The 22,698-nt window shown below is 64.6% G+C and carries 17 protein-coding genes; 8 read left to right on the top strand and 9 right to left on the bottom strand.

What is annotated here, in order from left to right; translation table 11 throughout:
- Positions 1–22: 22 nt before the first annotated feature.
- Both ACCC97_RS24965 and ACCC97_RS24960 read left to right on the top strand, forming a co-directional pair.
- A complete protein-coding gene (locus tag ACCC97_RS24965) occupies positions 23–1,471 on the top strand; it encodes an aldehyde dehydrogenase family protein (protein WP_413335634.1) in 1,449 nt (482 codons plus the stop codon).
- 7 nt (positions 1,472–1,478) lie between these two features.
- Positions 1,479–2,369, top strand: coding sequence for an NAD(P)-dependent oxidoreductase (locus tag ACCC97_RS24960; RefSeq protein ID WP_413335632.1), 891 nt, complete (start codon positions 1,479–1,481; stop codon positions 2,367–2,369).
- Between the two features lie 383 nt (positions 2,370–2,752).
- On the opposite strand, the gene ACCC97_RS24955 is transcribed toward ACCC97_RS24960, so the two are convergent.
- Positions 2,753–3,097, bottom strand: a complete 345-nt coding sequence (locus ACCC97_RS24955; RefSeq protein WP_413335630.1) for an SMI1/KNR4 family protein — start codon at positions 3,095–3,097, stop codon at positions 2,753–2,755.
- A gap of 208 nt (positions 3,098–3,305) precedes the next feature.
- On the opposite strand from ACCC97_RS24955, the gene ACCC97_RS24950 reads away from it, so the two are divergent.
- Entirely contained in the window at positions 3,306–3,581 is a 276-nt protein-coding gene (locus tag ACCC97_RS24950; RefSeq protein ID WP_413335628.1) for a hypothetical protein, read from the top strand.
- A 913-nt stretch (positions 3,582–4,494) separates the two neighbouring features.
- On the opposite strand, the gene ACCC97_RS24945 is transcribed toward ACCC97_RS24950, so the two are convergent.
- From ACCC97_RS24945 to ACCC97_RS24925, 5 genes are all read right to left on the bottom strand, one after another.
- Complete coding sequence (locus ACCC97_RS24945; RefSeq protein WP_413335626.1) at positions 4,495–5,055, bottom strand: DUF2846 domain-containing protein; 561 nt, start codon at positions 5,053–5,055, stop codon at positions 4,495–4,497.
- A 291-nt stretch (positions 5,056–5,346) separates the two neighbouring features.
- Positions 5,347–5,790, bottom strand: a complete 444-nt coding sequence (locus ACCC97_RS24940; RefSeq protein WP_413335624.1) for a hypothetical protein — start codon at positions 5,788–5,790, stop codon at positions 5,347–5,349.
- Positions 5,791–5,864: 74 nt separating this feature from the next.
- On the bottom strand, positions 5,865–6,338 hold the full coding sequence (locus tag ACCC97_RS24935) for an Imm6 family immunity protein (RefSeq protein WP_413335622.1): 474 nt from the start codon (positions 6,336–6,338) through the stop codon (positions 5,865–5,867).
- Between the two features lie 69 nt (positions 6,339–6,407).
- Complete coding sequence (locus tag ACCC97_RS24930; RefSeq protein WP_413335621.1) at positions 6,408–6,827, bottom strand: hypothetical protein; 420 nt, start codon at positions 6,825–6,827, stop codon at positions 6,408–6,410.
- Positions 6,828–7,184: 357 nt separating this feature from the next.
- Positions 7,185–15,380 carry a GH36-type glycosyl hydrolase domain-containing protein gene (locus ACCC97_RS24925; RefSeq protein WP_413335619.1) on the bottom strand — a complete coding sequence of 2,732 codons (8,196 nt, stop codon included), beginning with the start codon at positions 15,378–15,380 and terminating at the stop codon, positions 7,185–7,187.
- A gap of 630 nt (positions 15,381–16,010) precedes the next feature.
- Between ACCC97_RS24925 and ACCC97_RS24920 the strand changes: the two genes are divergently transcribed.
- The 5 genes from ACCC97_RS24920 to ACCC97_RS24900 all read left to right on the top strand — a co-directional run bounded on the left by ACCC97_RS24920 (position 16,011) and on the right by ACCC97_RS24900 (position 20,325).
- Positions 16,011–17,135: a sensor histidine kinase gene (locus ACCC97_RS24920; RefSeq protein ID WP_007839088.1), complete on the top strand. Its 1,125-nt coding sequence runs from the start codon at positions 16,011–16,013 to the stop codon at positions 17,133–17,135.
- A gap of 36 nt (positions 17,136–17,171) precedes the next feature.
- Complete coding sequence (locus tag ACCC97_RS24915; protein ID WP_081502714.1) at positions 17,172–17,405, top strand: hypothetical protein; 234 nt, start codon at positions 17,172–17,174, stop codon at positions 17,403–17,405.
- 15 nt (positions 17,406–17,420) lie between these two features.
- Complete coding sequence (locus ACCC97_RS24910; RefSeq protein WP_413335617.1) at positions 17,421–18,518, top strand: acetate/propionate family kinase; 1,098 nt, start codon at positions 17,421–17,423, stop codon at positions 18,516–18,518.
- Positions 18,519–18,762: 244 nt separating this feature from the next.
- Positions 18,763–19,503, top strand: coding sequence for a Crp/Fnr family transcriptional regulator (locus tag ACCC97_RS24905; RefSeq protein WP_007839084.1), 741 nt, complete (start codon positions 18,763–18,765; stop codon positions 19,501–19,503).
- Positions 19,504–19,617: 114 nt separating this feature from the next.
- Complete coding sequence (locus ACCC97_RS24900; protein WP_042674531.1) at positions 19,618–20,325, top strand: Crp/Fnr family transcriptional regulator; 708 nt, start codon at positions 19,618–19,620, stop codon at positions 20,323–20,325.
- Between the two features lie 19 nt (positions 20,326–20,344).
- Here the strand turns inward: ACCC97_RS24900 and ACCC97_RS24895 are convergent, their stop codons facing one another.
- The 3 genes from ACCC97_RS24895 to ACCC97_RS24885 form a co-directional block, all read right to left on the bottom strand.
- Positions 20,345–20,605: a DUF1488 family protein gene (locus ACCC97_RS24895; protein WP_007839081.1), complete on the bottom strand. Its 261-nt coding sequence runs from the start codon at positions 20,603–20,605 to the stop codon at positions 20,345–20,347.
- A gap of 517 nt (positions 20,606–21,122) precedes the next feature.
- Positions 21,123–21,533: an NIPSNAP family protein gene (locus ACCC97_RS24890; RefSeq protein ID WP_337459824.1), complete on the bottom strand. Its 411-nt coding sequence runs from the start codon at positions 21,531–21,533 to the stop codon at positions 21,123–21,125.
- A 156-nt stretch (positions 21,534–21,689) separates the two neighbouring features.
- Positions 21,690–22,577 carry a LysR family transcriptional regulator gene (locus ACCC97_RS24885; protein ID WP_007839079.1) on the bottom strand — a complete coding sequence of 296 codons (888 nt, stop codon included), beginning with the start codon at positions 22,575–22,577 and terminating at the stop codon, positions 21,690–21,692.
- Positions 22,578–22,698 lie beyond the last annotated feature (121 nt).

Below are 22,698 nucleotides of genomic sequence, written 5' to 3'. Positions count from 1 at the left end.
TCGGCCGCAAGGAGACAACCTCATGAACGCCACCCACTACATCGACGGCCGCCGCGTACCGTCCGAAGGCAACGCCACCATCGACGTGATCGACCCGAGCGACGGCCAGAAATTCGGCGAGATCGCACGCGGCACGGCTGCCGACGTCGACACCGCCGTGCGCGCCGCGCGCCAGGCCATGGGCGAGAACTTCGACGGCCCCTGGGGCGGCATGACCGCGCTGCAGCGCGGCCGCCTGCTCGCCAAGCTCGGTGCCGCCGTCTTGGAACACCACGAGGAGCTGGCCCAGCTGGAGGCGCGCGACACCGGCAAGGCGCTGCGCGTGGCGCGCAACGACGCGACCGCGCTGGCCCGCTACTTCGAGTACTACGCCGGCGCCTGCGACAAGCTGCATGGCGACACCCTGCCCTACGAGCGCGGCTACACCGTGCTGACCGTGCGCATCCCGCATGGCGTGACGGGGCACATCATTCCCTGGAACTACCCGATGCAGATCGCGGGCCGCAGCGTGGGCGCATCGCTCGCGGCCGGCAACGCCTGCGTGGTGAAGCCGGCAGAAGACGCGAGCCTGTCGCTGCTGCGCCTGGCCGAGATCGCGACCGAGGTGGGCTTTCCGGCCGGGGCGCTCAACGTGGTGACGGGCTACGGCAAGGAAGCCGGCGCGGCGCTGTGCGCGCACCCGGGCATCGACCACATCTCGTTCACCGGCTCGACGATGACCGGCCGCAGCGTGGGCCTGGCCGCGGCCGAGCGCCATTGCCCGGTGACGCTGGAGCTGGGCGGCAAGTCGCCGCAGATCGTGTTCGCCGACGCCGACCTCGACGCGGCCGAACCGGTGCTGCTCAACGCCATCATCCAGAACGCCGGCCAGACCTGCTCGGCGGGCAGCCGCGTGCTGGTGGAGCAGTCGGTGTACGAAGAGGTGGTGCAGCGCCTCGCGAAGCGTTTCACGGCCGTTCGCGCGGGCACGCCCGCGGAAGACCTGGACATGGGTCCACTCATCAACGAGAAACAGTTTCGCCAGGTGCGCGACATGGTCTCGACCGCCGAGGCCAGCGGCCTGAAGGTGGCGGCGCGCGGCACGGTGTCGCCCAACGCATCGGCCACGGGCTTCTACCAGGAGGCCGTGCTGTTCCGCGACGTGCCGCACGACAGCGACATCGCGCAGCGCGAGGTCTTCGGCCCGGTGCTGGCCGTGACACCCTTCGCCGACGAGGCCGAGGCGGTGCGCCTGGCCAACGGCACGGACTTCGGCCTGGTGGCCGGCGTGTGGACGCGCGACGGCGCGCGCCAGCTGCGCATGGCGCACAAGCTGCATTGCGGGCAGGTCTTCGTGAACAATTACGGTGCGGCGGGTGGTGTAGAACTGCCTTTCGGCGGCGTGAAATCCAGCGGCTTCGGCCGCGAGAAGGGCTTCGAGGCCCTGCTCGGATTCACGACCCTCAAGACCATCGCCATCAAGCACGGATGAACAATTCATGACCACCACTGAACAGCAAGCCCCACGCAAAGTCGGCCTCGTCGGCGTCGGCCTGATGGGCCACGGCATCGCGAGCAACATCGTCAAGCACGGCCACCAGTTGACGGTGCTGGAACACGCGGGCAACCAGCCGATCGACGGCCTGCTGAAGGCCGGCGCCACGTCGGTGAAGGACGTGGCCGCCCTGGCCGCGCAGGTCGACGTGCTGATCCTCTGCGTCACCGGCACGCCGCAGGTCGAGGCGGTGATGCTCGGCGACAAGGGTGCATTGACTGCCCTGCGCCCCGGCACGGTGGTGATCGACTGCTCGACGGCCGTGCCCGCCTCCACCGCCAAGGTGGCGGAAGCGGTGAGCGCCAAGGGCGGCAGGTTCATCGATGCGCCGATGACCCGCACCGCGAAGGAAGCCGCCGAGGGCCGGCTGAACCTGCTGGTGGGTGGCGACGCCGAGGTGCTGGCTTCGTGCCTGCCGCTGCTGCGCTGCTTTGCCGAGAACGTCACGCACGTGGGCGGCATCGGTGCCGGTCATGCGATGAAGCTGCTGCACAACTTCGTGTCGCTCGGCACGGTCGCGCTGCTGTGCGAAGCGGCTGCCTGTGCGCAGCGCGCGGGCGTGGCGCCGGATGTGTTCGTGGACGTGCTCGCCAAGGGCGGCGGCAACGGCGTGGCGCTGGAACGCGTCAAGCCCAAGCTGCTGACGGGCAGCACCGACTCGTTGAAGTTCTCGATGGCCAATGCCAAGAAGGACCTGGGGTACTACAACGACATGGCGGAGCAGTCGTCTTCCAGCCATGGCATTGCGCAGGCTGTCGATGCGTTGCTGACCCGGGGTGTCGAGAAGTTCGGGCCGGACCGGATGGTTCTCGATCTGGTCGAAGCGCTGCGCTGATTCTTTTTGCTCTTGCTCTTTGCGCCGCCGTTGTTCGGAGTGCGTGCACAGGCCACCGGGTACTCCCCTCCGCGAATATCCCCCGCCCTTCGGGCTCCTCCTTTATTTCGCTGCGGGGAGCACCCGGTGCCCTGAGCACGATGAGCGCGGCTGTGGCGTTGGCGGTTCGACCGCTGCGGCGGATTGCAGGTGGACATGCGCGGGCGCACCACTGAGCTTTCGCGAGAGACGGGCGCTGAACAAGCAGAACTCCGAAGGGCCGGCGTCGGCCGCGGTCGACATTGGCATGACTGCGTTCAATGCCCGCTTCAGATTGGTTGCCGGCGTTCGATGCGCTCTCGCGAATGGGTACTATCGGCCAAAAGCGGCCGCACGCGCAAGCATCAATCGATGATGCCGTTCAGTAAGAAGGCTTCAATCGACGGCGATAGCAGCCGCACTTCCCCATCGCTCCCCTCGAGCTCTACAACAAGCTTACCAGTCGCGCGGTTGATGCCGAAGGGGTTCCCAGCTCCATCCCACCCGATGAGGAAGAAATCCGCCTTCCACTCGTCGGCCGACCGCTCTCGCAAATGCTTTCGGTGCGAGCCGGCGAGCTGTTCGATTCCATCGACCCATTCGCTTCCGACGACTCCACCGCCACACGAGGCAAGGAACCAGCGAAAGTCTTCTGGAATTGGGCCGAATTCCTTCTCGAAGGAGCTGAGGGCGCCTTCGGCGGCGGGCACATATCGAATTTCCTGGGGTCGAGCCGACCAGAGCTTCAAAATGAGCGCGCGAGATGTTGGATGCATTCTGCTGAAGCTACCATGACGCGATTCGGCCAACAGCAGACCTTCACATTTATCAGCTCTACGGCAAACGATCAGTCCCGTGCCATCAATCTCTATATCAGGCCCCAAGAATTCCATACTTGCGCTTACGGAAGCTGGATGGGTGAAAGGCGCCGCACTCCAGTGCGAGGCTAAGACGCTCGCCGACGCAATCCGGCAATACGAAACCGCATTCGTGTGCACTATCCGGCCTTTCGAGGAGCTGTTACCTAATCAATCTGAATTGAAGTATTTCGATTTCTCAGACATGAGCGGCGAACTCAATGGTTTGGTTGACATTCATGTTTTGCGAAGCGGCTTTGAGATTTGCCCGAAACAGGACCTTTCATTCCCACTGGAAGAGTCTGACCATGTGGAAATCGGACTCTTGGCATGCTGATGGCTCTGGTTGGCGCAGTCCTTGGGCGACGGTCTCCAGCCGGCCAGCAGCGGACGTTCGCCAGATGTGCAGAATCTGCTTGGCTGCGGTCATTCGCGGTGACTAGTGACCGCACTTTGAAAGGAACGTTGTGGCGCTTTGGGCTCCTGATGCTCTCGTCGAGCTGCGGTTGTTCCCGTCGGACGCGGGCGGGCGAGCGGGGCCGACTTCCACCGACTGGTGGGGCTGCCCGCTGAGCATCGATGGTGATCTCTTTGATGGAAGGTTTGACCTTTCCGAAATGGAGCCGCTGCGGCCAGGAGAGTCGCGCGTCGTGCCCGTGAAGTTCCTCAGCCCGGATCTCGTGAGGACCCGCATCGCCGAGGGTCAGGAGTTGCGAGTTTGGGAGGGAAGGTTCATCGGGGAAGCCACAGTTTTGACCTTGTACTGGTAGGCTGCACCCGGCCAGAACCTGTCATTCACAATTGGGGAGCGACCTGTCCAAGCCTATTAGCAGCCTTCGCTGGGGGAAATCGTTGCGATCTCGTGGTCAGCCGTGGTCACAACACGGGTGGGCGCAGCTTGCTCGCGAAGCGTCACGCATGTTCCGATAAGCAGTTGCCCCTCAGCCACCTTCTTTACCTCGGTGCCGTCAAGCAGTCGCACCGTGTACAAGCGCCAAGGTGTAGCTACCGGTGTAGACGATGGTATTGGGATCACGAATGCGACAGTCAAATCGACTCGATGACGTTGGAGTGTCGCCTCATTCAAGGCGACAACCTCAAGAACACGACCTTTGCCAATCAACTTTGGGGGCACTGCCGTAGCGCAACCTGATACCAGGGCGGCCAACGGAACAACGGTAGCGAGTGTCTTCAAGTGCATGCTTGATTCCGAAGGGATTCCATTCGGAAATAGATACCAGTGACTGCGTTCAATCCAGCCCTTGGGTTTGTTTCAGCTCTATGAGGGCGATATTTGGAGGAATGCTGTCAAGAGAACTAGCAAATTTGTGGTTGAAGGCGAGTGACCCGTATATATGCTCAGCGCTTTTATGTTCGATGGTGTACCTGTAGAAAAGTGTCTTCCCAGGTTCAACACTGAAGTTAATTGCTGCTGGCCCGAAGCCTTTAACCTCCAGCGTGTGATCACCAGGTGCAAGGTCGCGCCTGAAGTACCCGCCGTTTTTCAGCACCGCAACCTGAACGCCATCGACAAGCACCGGCTGCCTTGATGCGCCAGCCGCAAACGCGGTCATCCGATAAACATAGATCGCGCCCTGGTTTAGATTCGGAGCCGAAGGTTCGGTGAACGCCGGTCCGTAGGCTCCACAAGCACCAAGCATCAGAGGCAAGGCTACGATCACTGCAAGGCGACCCAAGGGGGTGCGCGAGTCAGGTCGCTTGAGCATTTTTCCCATTTTCATTTTTTTAGTTGAGACATTATTGTTGGTAGGAAGTCTGATGGTGTGAAAGCTACCTGCAGTTCTGATCAAATTCTGCGCTCCACCCATCCACGAGGCGCAGCAATGTTATCCGACCTCCAACGCGCATGCCCAACCTGCCTGGTGACGGCGAACCGCTACGCTGCTGGCTTGGAGGACGACCTAGCATATGCCCATTCGGGAATTCAACGGACCAGGCCGAGCGTGGCAAGTGACTGCTATTGAGCGCGAGCTACTTCTGCTTTGGGCCCGAAGCCGAAGTTGGCCGCGCTCCAAAGCCGCCGTTCCAGCAATACGCCAGCGCCATCACACTGCTTCGCTGGCGTTTTGCAAACGAGTCCCTCAGACCTTAGCCTCCAGCCATCGCCAGCTCTGGTCAATCATTGATTGGCAGTGTTGCCCTAGCGCCGGGAAGGTCGACTTCACCCTGAGCAGATGGTCGATACGGTTCCTGTGGTCGATAAACGGGAATGCATCTTGATGCAATGCGACCCAGACTTTGCTCTCGTCAGAGCATTCGCTGACCCAGCCCTCTAGGGTGCGCATGATTTGCGCACCATTGTCTTTTGTTCGCCACGCCCACAGGGTCAACAGGTCAGCAGCGTCTTCGCGGCGATAGGTGGTAGGCAGATCAGCCCAAAGCAGTTCGGCCACATCGGATGTCTCTCCATATTCGCCGAGCAAGCGCAATACTGTTTCATCATCGCCATGAAACTTGTTGGACCGTAATGCTGCGACCTCATTAAGGGTCGCCTGCACAAGTGCAATTCGATCGGTAGTCAGCAAAGCGGTGCTCCGTTTTTGAACGTCGGGTTCTGGCCGGATTCTGCCCGTCACGCGAATGCCTCAAGCCTCGACCTTCATCTAGAAGATGCCAATTCGTGTACGACTGCCAAGCAGGCCTCGTGCGTAACAGCCCGACATTCAACAGCCTGCTGAACTATCCATGTGATGAAATCGTCATTTACCTGATCGATGCCATCCGGGAGGTGCTCCCCGGCTCTTGTATAGGCTATCCAAGCAATGTAGCAAACCGAGCCGCCGACGGCCTCGATCGCAGTGTCAGTTTCATTCGGCCCGCGACGAAGATAAGCGTACAGCCCTTCATCACTGGCATTCATGAGCAGTTCGTTCAGCTGATCGCCCGTAGCTTGACTGCCTGCCTCCCAAGCCTGAAGCGTCGCGACAACATGGCTGATCCCAACTCGCTGGGCTTCTTCAGGCGTGAGCGCATCTCGCACTTGACCTGCGATCCAGATGCAAAACGAGGCCTTGCTCCTTTCGCCCAGAGCAACAAGGGACCGTGAAAGTTGTTCAATGTGTGGTGATTGCATGCTGCAAGCCGCTTTGGGGAGAAGCTGCGGAGAGCCCGCGAAAGTCCGGTCCTGGCCGCGGCCGGCCTCTCAGCTTGCGCTCTCGACCTGCTCGCTGAGAAAGCTCTGGCCGAGGTCAGGAGCCTCCAGTTTCCAAGTCGAAAACACGCAAGCATGGGATTGAGCGACATCAGCGACGAACTCGACCCATGCATTCAACTGTCCGTCGCCGAGCGTTATCGCGTAGGGTCTCGTTGTGGCCTTTACAAGCCAATATCCCGGTCGTGCATCCTCCAACACTTCTGCCTGGTAGTTCTCGGACAGTTGCGAAGCGAGGGCTTCCACCGCCTCCCTCGAGGTTCCAAACATCAGGAAATCGATGATCAGATCGGTGTCTACTCGGACGCCCGCTCGGCGCATGCGTTCCCACTGAGCAGTCGCCTCTTCGAGCCGCTGCGCCTTCTTGCGCTGGTAGTAGTCTGTCCAGACTTGAGGGTCGTCAGATTTCATGGCCTATCGCGTTGATGGTCGCGCAACTATAGCGGCGCGGCCCCCTGCGTAGTTACAAGTGGCTGGCGCTGTGAAGGTCGGCTTGTGGCCGATAGTACCTATTCGCGCGAGTCCGTCGAATGTCGGCAACCGCCGCGTAGCCGCCCTTCAGGTAGGCCCGCTCCAGACCGGATGCAGCCGGTCGGACCTGTTACCGCAGTGTCCGCTACTACCGAGGCTAGCCATTCGCTGTTCCGTCAATAGCTGCTCCTTGGGGTGCGCCTGTCGGCATCGATGCCAAGCAGCCGCCTTCATCACGATTTCGCCTCCGACAGTTACCCTGCACATCCAGACTCCCTGGTGGCCAGCCAGGTTGCTCTATGCCAAAACCCGTACGGTCGAATTTGGCGGCAGTGCGTGCCAATCGATCCAGTCGCCCGCCGCCAGTTGGTGTGTGGGTGTCGAGGCGCCTTCCATGTCGCCCCACTGCAGCGTGAACTCGCGCACTCCGAGCCTTAGCGCGATCTCGAAGCCTTGCCAGTGCGCGGGCACATGCGGCGTCATCGACAGCTGTTTGCCCTTCACGTTCAGACCCAGCAAGGTCTCGACGGCCGCGCGGTGCAGCCACGCGGCCGAGCCGGTGTACCAGCTCCAGCCGCCCCGGCCCACATAGGGCGCGGCGCCGTAGACGTCGCCCGCCATCACGTAGGGCTCCAGCTCGTAGACCGGGCCGCGCTCGGGGTGCCGCGAACGGTGGGCCGGGCTCAGGCCCTCGAAGCTCTGCCAGGCCGCTTCATGGTCGCCCTGCAGCGCCTGCGCCATGAGCGCCCACACCGCGCCGTGCGAGTACTGGCCGCCGTTCTCGCGCACGCCGCGCGGGTAGGCCTGGATGTAGCCCGGGTTGTTGATCGACTGGGCAAACGGTGGCGCCAGCAGCTGCAGCAGGCCGGCTGGCTCGTCGTGCAACTGCGATTTGACGGCGGCCATGGCCGGGCCGGTGTAGGCCGCGTCCGAGGCGCCCGACAGCACCGACCAGGCCTGCGCGATCAGGTCGATGCGGCACTCGTCGTTGGTCGACGAGCCCAGCGGCACGCCGTTGTCGAAAAAGGCGCGGCGGAACCAGGCGCCATCCCAGCCGGCGTCGTGCAGCGCGGCGATCCAGCCGGTGCGTGCCTCGGTCCAGCGCGCGGCGCGTTCGTGTTCGCCGCGTGCTTCGGCAAGCGGCGCAAAGCGCTCGACCACGCTGCACAGGAACCATGCGAGCCACACCGATTCGCCGCGTCCTTCGTGGCCGACGCGATTCATGCCGTCGTTCCAGTCGCCGGTGCCCATCAGCGGCAGGCCGTGCACGCCGATCTTGAGGCTGCGGTCGATGGCGCGCGCGCCGTGATCGAACACGGTGGCCATGCAGCCGCTGTGCTGCGGCGCGTAGTAGGCGTCTTCCGCGCCCTCGGGAATGCCAGGGCCTTCGATGAAGCCGACCATCTCGTCGAGCAGCGAGGCGTCGCCCGTCACCTCGACGTAGTGCGCCGACGCGTACGGCAGCCACAGCAGGTCGTCGGAGAAATGCGTGCGCACACCGGCTCCACCGGGCATGTGCCACCAGTGCTGCACGTCGCCTTCGGGAAACTGGCGCGCCGCGTTCACGAGGATCTGCTCGCGCAGGCGCGGCGGGTCGGTGAGTGCAAAGGCCATTGCGTCCTGCAGCTGGTCGCGAAAGCCGAAGGCGCCGCCGGCCTGGTAAAAGCCGGCTTTCGACCAGAGCCGGCACGCCAGCGTCTGGTACACGAGCCAACGATTGACCAGCGCATCGAACAGCGGGTCGGGCGTGCGCACCTGCAGGCGGCCCAGCAGGTCATCCCAGAAGCCGCGCACCTGCGCCAATGCCTCGGGCACATCGCGCTGCCGCCAGCGGCGTGCAAGTTCGAGCGCGGCGTCTGCCGTGCCGGCGTGGCCGAGCACGAAAGTGAAGCTCGCGGTTTCGCCGGATGCAACGACGAATTCGCCGCCGGTGGCTGCGCAGGCATCGAGCCCGCTGCCGGCGCGGCGCGCCAGCGTGTCGGGCACTTCGACGATGCCGCGGCCGGCGAAGAATTCGCTGCGGTCGCAGGTCCATTGCGTGGCTCCGGTCGTCGTGCCTTGCAGGCCCGCGAACAGCAGGAAGGCCGTGCTGCCGCCGAAGCCCGTGCTCGATTCGCGCTGCTGGCCGAACACGGCCGGCTGGTCTTCGGGCTTCCAGCAGTGCACGGTGCGCCGTTCGCCGCGCGCGGCACCCAGCTGCCACTCGACCATTGCGAGCGCGCGCAGGCGGCGCTGGCCGGCGCCTTCGTTGCGCACGCGCACGTGCACCAGCTTGATGGCTTCGTCGCGGTCCGCGAAGAAAGTGGTTTCGAGCACGAGCTCGCCTTGGCGGTATTCGAAAACCGAGTAGCCCTGCCCGTGCCGTACGAGGTGGCGGTTGGCGCCGCCGCCGCCGGCGGGCGTGAGCGGCAGCATCTCTCGCGTCGCCACGTCCTGCAGCAGGTAATGCTCGAAAGCCGGGTCCTGCACCGGGTCGTTGGACCACGGCGTGACCTGGTGCATGCGGCTGTTGCCGGCCCAGGTGTAGCCAGTGCCCCATTCGGACACCTGGAAGCCGAAGGCGGCGTTGGCGATCACGTTGATCCATGGGCGCAGCGTGCGGCGATCGGGGCCGACCTCGAAGCGGAACTCACCGCTCTCGGCGTCGAAGTCGCCGGTGGGGGCTGTGTTGGTTGGCGAGGCGGCCTGTCGGTTGAACAGCGGCGTGCGGTGTTGCACCGGTGCGCTGCTGTCGTCCGCAATCGCCGGGCTGCGTGCCTCTTGCAGCGCCGCCACCTGCACTTCGAGCGCGCGGCCGTCGGCCGTGAACACCACGCGCGCCAGGCTGGAGAGCGCGGCCTTTTCCGACGGCACCACGTCCTGGTCGCGCAAGAGGTAGAAGCTGGCGGTGTCGTTGCGCGGAAAGCTGTGCTGCGTCTGCTGCGCGACGCGCGAGCGCAGCGTCTCGATCTCGCGCTGCAGCGGCATCAGGTACGAACTCGGCTCGCTGTTGAGCACCACGAGGTCGCAGGCCACGCCACCGAAACCCCACCACGGCTGCGCGCGCAGCAGCGTGTTGATGAGCCCCATGCCGTTCATCGAGTGGATGTACACCAGCACGATGGGCTTGTCGCCCGAAATGCCGAAGCGCCAGATCTGGCGCAGGTCGATCAGCCCGCGGTCGCTCATCACGCGCGGCGTGGTGTAGGTGAGGACGGTTGTCAGGTCCTGCAGCGCCAGGTTCTGTGCGGGGGCGATGCTCAGGTCGCGCAGCCGCACCTGCGCCAGCGTGGCCGCCATGCGGGTGGCGCGCTCCACGTGCATCGGTTGCAGGTAGCGGTCGATGCGGGGCATCAGCGCCTCGATGCTCTCGTCGGCAGCGGTGGCGAAGCTCAGGCGTGCGGTGGTGCCCGGGGCAATCGACAGGCGCACGCGCAGGCAGGCGATGGGGTCCAGGCCGTTCACCTGCTTGCCCTGGGCCGTGAGCGGTTGCCTGTCGAGCGCAGGGTCGGCCAGCGTGCGGTTGCGGCCGATGAAGACGCGCCGATCGGTCATGCTGTCGATCGACAGCACGTTGGCATCGACCGAAGCCACGAAGTGCACCGCGGCGACCACCGCATCGCCGTGCAGGCGCGGCCTGCGCGACAGCAGCAGCGCGCGCCACGCGGGCTCCCAGCGCGATTCGACGAACAGGTTGGCAAAGGCCGGATGCGCCTCGTCGGCCTTCGGGTTCGACAGCACCGGCTCGAAGTACGAGACGAGTTCGAGCGTGCGCGTTTCGTCACCGCTGTTGTGCAGCGTGATGTTGCGCAGCTCGGTGTCGTCCTCGGGGCTGATGAGCACCGTGGTGCGCACCTGCAGGCCGGGGCCGGTCGCATCGAACTGCACCTGGTCGGCCAGGAAGCGGGTGCGATAGTGCCAGTCGGCGCCGGGCGCAGGCAGGGCGGTGAGCGAGGTGAGCTCGCTTTGCCCTCCGTCTTTTTCGATATCGCGCACATAGAAGAAGGTGCCGTAGCTGTCGCGCAGCGGATCGTCGCGCCAGCGCGTCACGTTGAACGCGCGCCAGCGGCTCACGCCGGCGCCGTTGGCCCGCAGCGCCACCGTATAGCGGCCGTTCGACAACAGGTGCGTGGGCTGGAAGCCCGGCCCCGTCGGATCGACCACGCGCGGCTGGAACAGCGGCGCCAGCTCGGCCCGGCTGGGCTCGGGCGGCGTGCGCGGGTCGGCGCTGCCGATGATCTGGCGCGGCGTGCGCTCATGCAGCAGCGACTCGTGCGCCTGCACCAGCGCGGCACTGCCGAACCAGCGGCGCGGCGCGTCGTCGCGCAGCACGTTGCACAGCGCCACCAGCGACATGCCCTGGTGGTGCGCCATGAAGTTGCGCACGACAGTGAACTCCTGCCCCTCGGTCTGGCGCGAGGTGGTGAAGTCGATCGCGTCATGAAAACCGAACTCGCCGCGCGCGCCGAGCGATTCGAGCAGCTCGAGATTGATGACGGCCGCTTCGGGCGCGAAGGGCGCAGCCATCAGGCTGGCGTAGGGCGCCACCACGCGGTCGGTGGGTGGCGTGCGCCGCAGCGCCAGGCGCGGCACGCCGAAGGGCGAGTACTGGTACGCCAGCGAATGGTCTTGCGCGAAGTAGGCCGACTCGGACACGCCCCACGGCATGCTCTGCGCACGGCCGAAGGCCTGCTGCTCGGCGATGGCCGCGGCATTGGCCACCTGCAGCAGGCCGTCGGTGGGCTCGGTCATCACGAGCGCGGGCATCAGGTACTCGAACATCGAGCCCGACCACGACTTCAGGCTGGGCTTGAAGCCCACCAGCAGGAACGGCCGGCCCAGCGCCATCCAGTGGCGGCGCGGCACGTCGCCCTTCGCAATCGCAAGGAAGCTCAACAGGCGCGACTCGGAGGCCAGCAGGTCGTAGTAGCTGGCGTCGAGCACGTTCTCTTCGACGCGCAGGCCGATGTGGAACAGGTGGCGCTTGGCGTCGTAGAGGCCGCTGAAATCCATGCCGTCGTGCAGCGCGTCGCAGCGTCGGGCCAGTGCTTCCAGCGTGGGGGCTTCGTGGAGTTGGCAGCTTGCTTTCGCCGCGAAGGCGCGGCAGGCCTGCGCCACGGCCACGAGGTGGCCCGCGAAGTTGCCGCTGTCGACGCTGGACACATAGTCGGGCGGCAGCGGCTTGAGCGTCTGCGTGTCGTACCAGTTGAACAGGTGGCCGTCGTGCTTCTGCATGCGGTCGACGGTGTCGAGCGTGGCGGTGATGCGCGCCAGCAAAGAGCCGGTGTCGATCCAGCCGAACTCGCGCGCGCAGCAGGTGGCCAGCAGGTACAAGCCGATGTTGGTCGGCGAGGTGCGGTGCGCAATCGTCGGCTGCGGTTCGAGCTGCAGGTTGTCGGGCGGCAGGTGGTTGTCGTCCGGGCCCACCACGTGCTCGAAGAAGCGCCAGGTGTCGTGCGCCAGCTTCTCGAGGTAGCTGCGATCTTCGGGCTCGAGCGGGTCTTCGGCGTGTGCATCGACGCGGCTGCCCCACCAGGCCGCGAGGGGCGCCAGGGACCAGAGCACGAAGAGCAGGGGCCCGAGCACCGGGTGGGCGCTCCGGTTCGCGAGGATGGCGAGCGCCAGGGACACCGCGCTGCTGAGGGCCGCGCTGCGCACGAAAGGCTTCAGGCGCTGGCTCGATTGCGCCTGCGCCTGGTCGGCTGTCGTCCATTGCAGCAGGTGCCTGCGGCTCACGACCAGCCGCCAGGTGGCGAGGAAGGCCGCGTCGAGCAGCAGGCGCGTCTGCGCCGCCAGCTGCACAAACTGCCAGGCTGCGCCGGCCATGGCGCGCAACAACTCGACCGTGCCCACATCGAAGAAGTGGCGCAGCTCGATGGCGCGCCGTGTCGGCACCAGGCCGGCCAGCGCGCCCAGCAGCGGGCCCAGCGTGAGCGCCGCGCCGACGGCAGCCAGCGCCCAGCCGAGCGGCATGGCCTGCGTGAAGATCACCAGCACCAGCAGCGCGAAAGATGCTGGTGCGACCAGCGAGCGGCGCAGGTTGTCGCACATTTTCCAGAGGCCCAGCGCGTCGATGCCGAAGCGGCGCGCACGCCACATCAGTGGCAGCAGCTGCCAGTCGCCGCGCACCCAGCGGTGCACGCGCGAGGCGGCCACGCCGGCATGGTGCGGATGGTCTTCGACCAGCACCACGTCGCTGACCATCGCGCAGCGCGCGACGCTGCCTTCGAGCAGGTCATGGCTCAGCACGGCGCTGTCGGGCAGGCGGTCGTTCAGCGTGGCGTGCACGGCGCGCACGTTGAGCAAGCCCTTGCCGGTGAAGGAGCCGCTGCCGAACACGTCCTGGTAGATGTCGGAGGCGCCGCTGCCGTAGGGGTCGAGCCCGCACTGCCCGGCGAACACCCAGTGGAAGAAGGAGCGCTCGCTGCGCATCGGGAACGGCGTGACGATGCGCGGCTGAAGAATGCCGAAGCCCGCGACCACGCGCCGGCTTGGCACGTCGATCTCGGGCGCGTTCAGCGGATGCGCGGCGATGGACACGAGGTCGCGCAGCGCGCCGGGCGGCAGGCCCGTGTCGCTGTCGAGCGTCAGCACATAGGGCGTGCGGCCGGGCGCGAGCTGCTGGCCCGGTGCGAGCGGGAGAAAGCCGCTGGCGTCGCCGCTGGCCAGCAGGCGCACGAGCATTTCGAGCTTGCCGCGCTTGCGCTCCCAGCCCATCCAGCGCTGTTCGGTCTCGCTCCAGTTTCGCGGACGGTGCAGCAGCAGGAAGCGTGGCGCGGCGCCTTCGGCCGGTGGGTACTTGGCGTTGAGCGCGGCGATGCGTTGCTGGGCATCATCGAGCAAGGGCACGTCGTCGGGCATCGAGGCTTGCGAAGCGTCGGCCCAGTCGGTCAACAGCGCGAACTGCGCGTGCGCCTCGCGGTTGGCGAGCCAGTGCAGTTCGAGCCGGTGCGCGAGCTTGGCGTTGTTCGCGGTCGACCCCAGCATCGTGGGCATGACGACGAGCGCGCGGTGCCGTTCGGGAATGCCGTTCGCGAAATCGAGGCGTGGCAGGGCCTGCACGCGCACCGACTCCGCCATGATGCGTTGCGCCAGCGCAATCAGCGCTTCGGACAGCGGCCATGCGAGCAGCAGCAACGCCGCGACGGTGGTCCAGTCGCCGCGATGCGGCAGGCCGTGCACCACGGCCGCCAGCAGCAGCGCGGTGCCGAGGGCAACCGACCCCACGTAGACGGGCAGGCGCCAGCCGCGATGGCTGCGCGCGGGGCTTCGTGTGCTCGCGGCGCGTGCGGCATGGCCCGCCGGTGCGTTCGCCTGCAGCGACGCGATCAGCGCAGGCCGGCCCTGGCCGAAGAGGTAATAGCCGGCGGTGCCGTCGGCGCGGTCGGTCTCGGCGCCGGCTTCCTCGGCCGGTGCACTGGACGCCAGCGTGACCACGGCCTGCGCCACTTCGCGCTCGGTCCGTTCGGCACTGCGCGCCACCTGTTCCATCGCATGCGTGATCTGCTGGCGCATGAGTTCGCTCTCGTTCGCAAAGCTGGGAAGTTCGCGCAGCACGCGCAGCGAGCGGCTCACCGGCTCGATCAGATCGCTCCACTCGACCTGGCCGATCATGCGCAAGGTCGTGATGATGTTGCCGACCGTGAGATTGGCCGCGGCCTGCGCGTTCTGCGCGTCGCCGATCAGCGCCGGGCCGTTGGGACAGTGCTGTTCGGTCCAGCGCACCAGCGTGGGCATGTCGTCGCCTCGCTCGACGGGCAGGCGCTGCCACAGCTGCGTGAGGTAGCTGTCCTGCAGGCCGTGGCTCTGCAGCGCGCGGTACAGCACGTCGAGGTCTTGCACCGAGAGGTGCGGCGCCGCGTCCCACGCGGCATGCGCGATCTCGCGCGCGACCTTGTTCTCGGCAATGCGCTCGGCCACGCGGCGCAGGTTTTCGAGCAGCACCACGCGCAGGGTGGTGGGCAGCGCCCACAGTTCGCCGAACATCAGCTCGTCGATGTCCTGGTAGGCGTTGAGGAAGGCAGTGAACAGCGTCTTGTTGAGCACGCTGTCGGTGTGCGCCACATAGGCCCACGCAATGCCGTACACGCGCGGCAGCCCCGCCAGCGGCGGCGTGACGAGCTTGGGCAGGCGCGCGTAGTAGCTGCGCGGCACGCCGTCATGGATCTGCTGGAGCTGCGCTTCGACGAGGTGGAAGTTGTCGAGCAGCCATTCGGCCGCCGGCGACACATAGCGTCCGCTCAGCGAGATCAGCGCGATGTAGTCGAAGGCGGCGCGCAGCGACTCGAGGTTCTCATCGACACGCGGGAAAAAAAGCGCGCCTTCGCGCGCGCGGTGGTGTTCGTCTTCCACCACCTGGGCACCGGCCAGGCTGTGGCCGTGCTGTTCGAAACGTTGGGCACCGAAGAGTTCGGCGCGAATCGGGAGCGCTACCGGGTCGTGCGGACCGAGCAGAAGAGTCCGGGCATAGTGACTGAGCCCTTGGAGGCGGTCGACGACGGCAGCGGCGCTCAAGTGACCGCGAACAGGCCGATGCCCAGGACCACGGCCACGCAGGCCATCGTGACAATGCGGCCCGCAGCGAGCGCGCGCACACGTTGCATGTGGCTTCGCAGCGAGAACCATCGCCCGTGGGCACGTGCGCAGTGATGCATGTGCGAAGCTAGGGCTTCGAAATCGCTGCCGACGAAATCGATGTGCGAATGGGAAAGGGACTGCGGGACGGACATTGCAACGGGCTCCTATGAAACGACTTCGAGCTGCCGCGCGATTGCGAGAACTGTGAACGTGTTCCGACCGTACGCTTTTAATTGACCTTACGGGTGCCTGTTTTCACGATGCCCGACATACGAGGGCCTACGCATTCGCGATTGAGGGCATGTCTGTCACAGCTGATTCTTTGGCGCAGCTACCCCATGCCGCCTCTGAAGTACAAGCGAACCAGCCGGCGCACTCGTGCCAATCGGTCGCCCCAGGAGCTCGTCACCCCGCTGCCCCGAACAACGATCTTGGCGATAGATCGGCACTATGTTCGCTACCGCACAGACAAGGCTTTTTGCATGAATAACGATTGAGCAATGCGCCTCGGAAACACAGTCGACAGCGTTCATTGATGAATCAGGCGAAAGCCATCGAGGTCTGAGCATGCGTAACTTCTTGACCAACAACCGCGATGAACTGATCTCCCGGTGCAAGTCAAAAGTTGCGCGAAGGCCCAGACGCGCAGCAACTGAACAGCAGTTGGCCAACGGCATTCCGCTGTTCCTTGATCAATTGATCCAAACGTTTGCCGCGGAAGAAGATGACAAACCGGCGGACAGCATCAGAATTTCGGGACCTTCAGGCGGAGATTCGCAGACCTTGTCGGAGATGGGGGTAGCCGCCACGGCCCACGGCAAGGAGCTGCTCGAACTGGGGTACACGGTAGATCAAGTCGTCCACGACTATGGCGACCTTTGCCAAGCGATCACGGACATGGCCTTCGAGCGCGATGCTCCCTTTGCCGTCGGGGAGTTCCGCACATTGAATCGATGCTTGGACAACGCCATTGCCGATGCCGTCACGGAGTTCAGCTCCCAGCGCGATACGCAGATCGCCCGCCAGCAGAGCCTTGACTCAACCGAGCGTGTCGGTTTCCTCGCTCACGAGTTGCGCAACTGTCTGGGCACGGCGACTCTTGCCATCCATGCCCTCGAACTCGGCAGCATGACATTGGGAGGTGCCACGGGGAGCGTATTGAAGCGCAGCCTTTCGTCGATGGTCACCCTGATCGATCGGACGCTCGCCGAGGTGCGCGTCAACATGCCGGAACAGCGCCAGACGTTTTCCGTCGCCACGTTCATCAAAGATGCCGAAACCGCCGCGCAGCTCGTCGCCGGAGCCGCACGCTGCCCCTTCGAGGTGAGCTCTGTCGATCCTCTGCTGGCCATCCGTGGCAATCGCGAGCTGCTGCTTGCCGCCCTGGCGAATCTCTTGCAAAACGCGTTCAAGTTCACGCACCCGCACACCATCATTGCCTTAAGAGCTCATGCACTCGACGAGCATGTATCGATTGACGTCGAAGACCACTGCGGAGGACTTCCGCCCGGAAGCGCTTCCAGGATGTTTGAGCCCTTCAATCAACACAGTCATGACAAATCCGGCCTTGGCTTGGGCCTGTCCATCGCACGCCGAAGCGTTGAGGCTGACCTCGGCACCTTGACAGCTCGAGATGTGCCGGGAACCGGTTGCGTTTTCACCATTCGCTTGCCCCTGCACGTCCTCGAATGACAAGCATCTAGTTTCTCCCAATCCCAAGGACTCATCATGGACATCCAATTGCTGATGCGGATCGGCCGCATGGCACCACCTCGGTGGCTCACTTTGTCGGCGGATGTTTCAGCAGCGAAGCGGCTGGCTGCCGACGGCCTGATTGAGATGACTCTGGAGTTGCAGGGCAAAGCAAAGACATCTATACGCGAATCAGTGCATGTTCGCACGATCACACGAAATGGTGCCTTGGCTATCGCTGATGAAAAATCTCGCTCGCAGCGGAAATGAACGCATGATGGTCGCATGACAGGCGATGTGATGCTCACCTTCAACCCCGGGTCTTCGTCGATCAAGCTCGGGCTGTTCGTGATCGATGCCGGCGCGACACGCGCCCTCGCCCGCCGCACGGTCGATGCAACACCCGATGCCTTGTCCAGCGTGATCGCGAATGCCCTGGATTGGGTGAACGATGCGGCGCCGGGCGCACGACTCGTCGCGGCGGGTCACCGCGTCGTGCACGGCGGGGACGAGTTCAGCGGCCCGGTGGCGATTGCGGAGGACACGCTCGTCGCTATCGAGGCACTGGCGCCGCTCGCGCCGCTGCACCAGCTGCAAAGCCTGCGACTGATCCATGCGGTGCGGCACGCCGCACCGGCGCTGCCGCAGTCGGCCTCGTTCGACACGGCCTTCCACCGCAGCCAGAGCGCTGCATCGCGCCGCTACGCGCTCCCGCGCGTGCTGTTCGACCAAGGCATCAAGCGCTACGGCTTTCATGGCCTGTCGTACAAATTCATCGCGTCGCAACTGCGCCAGCAGCACCCCGGGATTGCCGCGGGCCGCGTGGTGGTCGCGCACCTGGGCAGTGGCGCCAGCCTGTGCGGCTTGCTGCATGGCACCAGCCGCGAGACCAGCATGGGCTTCTCCACGCTCGACGGCATCCCGATGGCTACCCGCAGCGGCGCGCTCGACCCCGGCGCGCTGCTTTATCTGCTCAAGCAACCGGGTCAGTCGATCGACACGGTCGAAGACATGCTTTATCACCGCTCGGGCTTACTAGGTCTCTCCGGCGTTTCGGGCGACGTGCGCAAACTGCTCACGAGCGACGCGCCCGAAGCTCGCGAAGCGCTGGCGTTGTATGCACTGCGGATCGCGCGCGAAGTGGCCGCCATCGCCACCACGCTCGGCGGGCTCGATGCGCTCGTTTTCACCGCCGGCATCGGAGAGAACCAGCCGGCTGTGCGCAACGCCGTGTGTCACCACCTCGCCTGGCTCGGCGTGGCGCCCGATCCCGCAGCCAGTCAGGTCGCCGTGTTCGTCATGCACACCGACGAAGAGCAGGTGATCGCCGACGAGGCCTGCCAAGTTCTGTCCCTTTATCAAACCACCGGAGCCGCCCCGTGACCCGCCCACTTGAACGCGCCCCGTGCACGCCAAGTTCTCGGCATCGGTTTCCCGTGGGGTTCATGGTGCACTTTAGGTTGCTCTCCAAAGCGAAGTTATGGGACCCCGCCAGCCAGAAAGTGAGTCCCTGACTGTTCGCTGGCGCACGCAGCCTCACCAAAAAATGTCTCGGCAGTTGGTACGCCGGCGCACAGACGCCGGATTTCAGTCGCAGAATCATGAAGATTTGGAAGCAGACTTCCTCATGGCATTGCCTCCTCGTTCGTCTTCGTTGCACCGGGCCGCCGCACGCAACGAACTGCTGGATGCCATCCCTCTTGAAGTGATGGCCCGAATGGAGCCGTTCCTCGAGCCGGTGCCGCTGCGTCTTGGGGAGGTGCTCTACGAGTCGGGGGTAGTGCAGCGACACGTTTTCTTCCCCATCGATTGCATCGTCTCCCTGCTGTACGTGCTGGAGAACGGGCAGTCCGCTGAGATCGCGGTCGTCGGCTTCGAAGGCATGGTTGGCGTATCGCTCTTGATGGGCGGAGGTAGCACGCCCAATCGTGCCGTGGTGCAAAGTGCAGGCAACGCCTTCAGGCTAAGCGCCACCCACATTCAGGAGCTGACGGAAAAGGGGGGGCCGTTGCTTCACCTCTTGCTGCGCTACACCCAATCGCTCATCACCCAGATGTCGCAAACGGCGGTGTGCAATCGGCATCATTCGCTCGAGCAGCAGCTGTGCCGCTGGCTATTGTTGAGCCTGGACAGATTGCCGGGCAATGAACTGGTCATGACTCAGGAACTGATCGCCAACATGCTCGGCGTGAGACGCGAAGGCGTGACGGAGGCGGCGGGCAAATTGCAGCGTCTGAACCTGATCAAGTACGCGCGAGGTCACATTACGGTGCTCGACCGCCCGGGCCTGGAACAGCAGGTTTGTGAATGCTATGAGGTCGTGAAGCGCGAAACGGATCGGCTGCTTCCTCGCCAAGTGGCAAGCTGATTCGCCGCGGCGACGGTCAGGCTCGGTGCGCCGCCGCACAGACGTGAGCCATCGCATCGGCAACAATGCGGCAGGTCACGCATTTTCGCGCTGGCTCCTCTCAACAGGGGCTCTGTGACATCCCATCCGACCCGCCCCATTCACAACCGTCTGCTCGAAGTGCTTCCGCCGATGGTCAGGGCGTGTCTACTCGAAAAATGCGAGAACGTGGCATTGGCGGCGTCCCAGACGCTCTATGAGCCGGGCGATTCCATCCGCCACATCCACTTTCCCACGAGCGCCTTTGTTTCACTGGTTTCCACGGCAGACGGCCACGACGGCCTGCAAACAGGCTTGGTGGGCAACGAGGGCGCCTTGGGCTACGAACTGTCGTTGGGTGTTCAGAGCGCGCCGTTGCGGGCGTTCGTTCAGGGCGGCGGTCTGGCCTGGCGCCTGACAGCGCAGTCCTTTGCTCAGGAACTGGAGCACAACACGATGCTCAGGCGTGTTCTCAACCGCTACGTCTGTGTGCTGCTGATGGAACTGGGTCGCTCGGGCCTGTGCAACCGCTTCCATCTGATCGAGGAGCGCCTGGCGCGCTGGTTATTGACGACCCAGGATTGCGCGCACTCCACACACCTTGCACTGACTCATGAAGTGCTGGGCCGCATGCTGGGGGTGCGTCGGGTCGGCATCACCAATGCCGCGACCGCGCTGCACGAGCGTCGACTGATTGACTACCGACGTGGCGCCATCACGATCACGGATCGCCGGGGACTGGAAAGTGCGGCGTGCGATTGCTATCGGGCCAACCAGCGCAACTACGCGCGGTTGATCTCATGACAGGTCGCCTTCCTGCAATTCATAGGGCAGGAACATGAAGATCGTTCTCCCGCAGCATCACCGGCTCCATTGCCCCCTGTGAGAGACGACGCCGCACCGCAGCTTCGATCTCTTCGACATGGTGGCTGAACGTTTCAAGCGGGTCGGCGTTCTCGGTCGTGCGAAAGTGATAACGCAGTGCTTCCCTCCCGATGCTGGCACTCACGAACTGGGTGCCTTCCATGTCCACCCAGAAGCGGACGGAGCCTGAAGCATCATGAAAGTACGGAGCGTCAGACATTTCGAGATCTTTCTTTGAGGCGGCTGCGCACTATCGCAGGTCTGGCGTTTCGTGTCTGTGCGATATCGGGTGTTTGGTCGCCACACAGGTCTACGCGCTTGGCTCTTTGCCGCGAACTCCATCGAGGTGACGGCCCTCCTGCATCGAGGCTCCGCTCTTGATGGGCGGGTGCTTAAGCTTCCTCTACCAGCGCCGGATGGCCGTCAACCCGATCATGGTGTGGCCTTGGCCTTCGGTCTGTGCGCCAGCGCACGGTGCGAAAACATCCTGAGCAACCTCAGCAAACGAACCGCGCTCTACAGTTCGTTTGACGCGCTTCAAGAACCGCGCGAATACCGATGTCGGCGGTCTCGGTCGGCTCCATGCAGCCATTCCTGTCAGCCCAACCAACCCTGGCGACGGCAGCCAACGCGTTGGTGGTGCGCGGACCCGGTCGTTAGCACTCCAGGACAGACTGAAGAGGCATTGGGCGTTGATACCGCGTCCCAGCCAACTGTGTCGTCCGCCGCGGAAGAGACTATTTCGCAGGCGAGAAAGAGGTGGGCGCCAAGAACGAGTTGTCCATCTTCGCAACAATCGGTCCGGCTGCCTCGCTCGCCTTTCTGACCTCGACCCATTCGGGATCGACGACAAACTTTCCCCACTTGACTTCACGATCGGCCAGGCTCTCCCAGACAAGCATGTAGGTAAGCGCGTTGCTGTCAGGTCCGACTGCAGTCGTCCAATATCCGAGTTGACGAATTCCCAGCCGGTTCCAGATGCCCGCGGTGTGATCGCGAAATCTGGCAAGAACGTCGGGCAGCCGGCCAGGCATTGCGGTATAGACGCGTAGTTCGTAGATCATCGACATCAGTCCTGAAAAAATGTTGCAAGTTGACGAGGCGGCGGGCGTGACCGCCAAACTCACATTGTGCTGCCAGAGGTCCATCCGCCGTCAAAGGAGATGATCTGCCGGCGGTCTGCCCCAACCGCTAACCGCCAGCCTCAGGCATTCCGCGTCGCGCCTTCTCGCCAACAAATGCATTCGCGGAGCAAGGCACCCCGTCGGCGTGAGCGTCGCCCCGAACGAACCCGAGCACGAGCCCTACGGCATCCCGCGCGCCAGCAAGTGATCGACCAACCGGCGCTGCGGAAAGCTCAACGCCTCCTGCCGCGTGCACAGGTACATCCGTCGTGAAGCCCACGCATCGGTGAGATTGATGAAGCGCAGCTTCATCTCCTTGCGGTAGGTCACAGCAGCACCCTCTGGCAGGATGCCCACGCCCATGCCCGCTTCGATCATCCGGCACACGGCCTCGAAGCTCTTCACCCGCACGCGCAGGCGCAGCACCTTGCGCGCACTCATGGCGGCGTCTTCCATCGTGCGGGAGATGGCGGAATCGTCTTCGAGACCCACGAAATCGAAATCGAGCAGTTCCTCGAACGACACCTCGCGCCCGCGCCACGGATGCTTCTGCCGCACGATGGCAACCAGCCGATCGGTGCGGTAGGGAATGAAGTTGAGCGCCGGGTCGGCCGCCTCGCTGGTGATGACGCCCACGTCAGCCTGCCGGTCGCGAATGGCCTGCACGATGTACACGCTGCGGTGCTCCTCCACGCTCACACGGATCTCCGGGTAGCGCTGGCGGAAGCTCGCCACGTCGTCGGGCAGGAACTGGCCCATGGCGGACGCGTTGGCATGCAGCCGCACGCGGCCGGTGGCGCCTTGTGCGTAGTCGGACAGGTCGGCGCGCATGCGATCGACGTCGCGCAGGATCTGGCGCGCATGCATGGCGAGCGACTCGCCGGCGCCGGTGGGCGTCACGCCTTTCGAGGTGCGGTTGAGCAGCGCGACGCCCAGGTGGCCTTCGAGAATGGACAGGCGGCGGCTCGCGGCCGACAGCACCATGTGGCTCTCGGCGGCGGCCTTCGACAGGCTGCCGTGCTCAATGGCACGCAGGAAAAGCGCCAGCGAATCGAGGTCGGGTCTCATGGGTTCGGGTCGATCTGGGAGGCTGGCATTGTCGCGCCCGCGAGGGCGGGCACAGGCGCAAGGATGAGGGCAAAATCCCCCGGCCGCGCCGATCGGCCCCATCCCCCGTGCCGTCCATGCC

This window comes from Variovorax sp. Varisp85 (genome assembly GCF_047304045.1).
Lineage (GTDB): Bacteria > Pseudomonadota > Gammaproteobacteria > Burkholderiales > Burkholderiaceae_C > Variovorax.
The sequence above is the reverse complement of the archived record's forward strand: the minus strand, read 5'-3'. Positions and strand labels throughout refer to the sequence as shown.

Coding starts and splice junctions, on each gene's coding strand:
- ACCC97_RS24965 (WP_413335634.1), top strand. CDS start 23: ATGAACGCCACCCACTACATCGACGGCCGCCGCGTACCGTCCGAAGGC.
- ACCC97_RS24960 (WP_413335632.1), top strand. CDS start 1,479: ATGACCACCACTGAACAGCAAGCCCCACGCAAAGTCGGCCTCGTCGGC.
- ACCC97_RS24935 (WP_413335622.1), bottom strand. CDS start 6,338: ATGCAATCACCACACATTGAACAACTTTCACGGTCCCTTGTTGCTCTG.
- ACCC97_RS24930 (WP_413335621.1), bottom strand. CDS start 6,827: ATGAAATCTGACGACCCTCAAGTCTGGACAGACTACTACCAGCGCAAG.
- ACCC97_RS24920 (WP_007839088.1), top strand. CDS start 16,011: ATGCGTAACTTCTTGACCAACAACCGCGATGAACTGATCTCCCGGTGC.
- ACCC97_RS24915 (WP_081502714.1), top strand. CDS start 17,172: ATGGACATCCAATTGCTGATGCGGATCGGCCGCATGGCACCACCTCGG.
- ACCC97_RS24910 (WP_413335617.1), top strand. CDS start 17,421: ATGACAGGCGATGTGATGCTCACCTTCAACCCCGGGTCTTCGTCGATC.
- ACCC97_RS24905 (WP_007839084.1), top strand. CDS start 18,763: ATGGCATTGCCTCCTCGTTCGTCTTCGTTGCACCGGGCCGCCGCACGC.
- ACCC97_RS24895 (WP_007839081.1), bottom strand. CDS start 20,605: ATGTCTGACGCTCCGTACTTTCATGATGCTTCAGGCTCCGTCCGCTTC.
- ACCC97_RS24890 (WP_337459824.1), bottom strand. CDS start 21,533: ATGGACCTCTGGCAGCACAATGTGAGTTTGGCGGTCACGCCCGCCGCC.
- ACCC97_RS24885 (WP_007839079.1), bottom strand. CDS start 22,577: ATGAGACCCGACCTCGATTCGCTGGCGCTTTTCCTGCGTGCCATTGAG.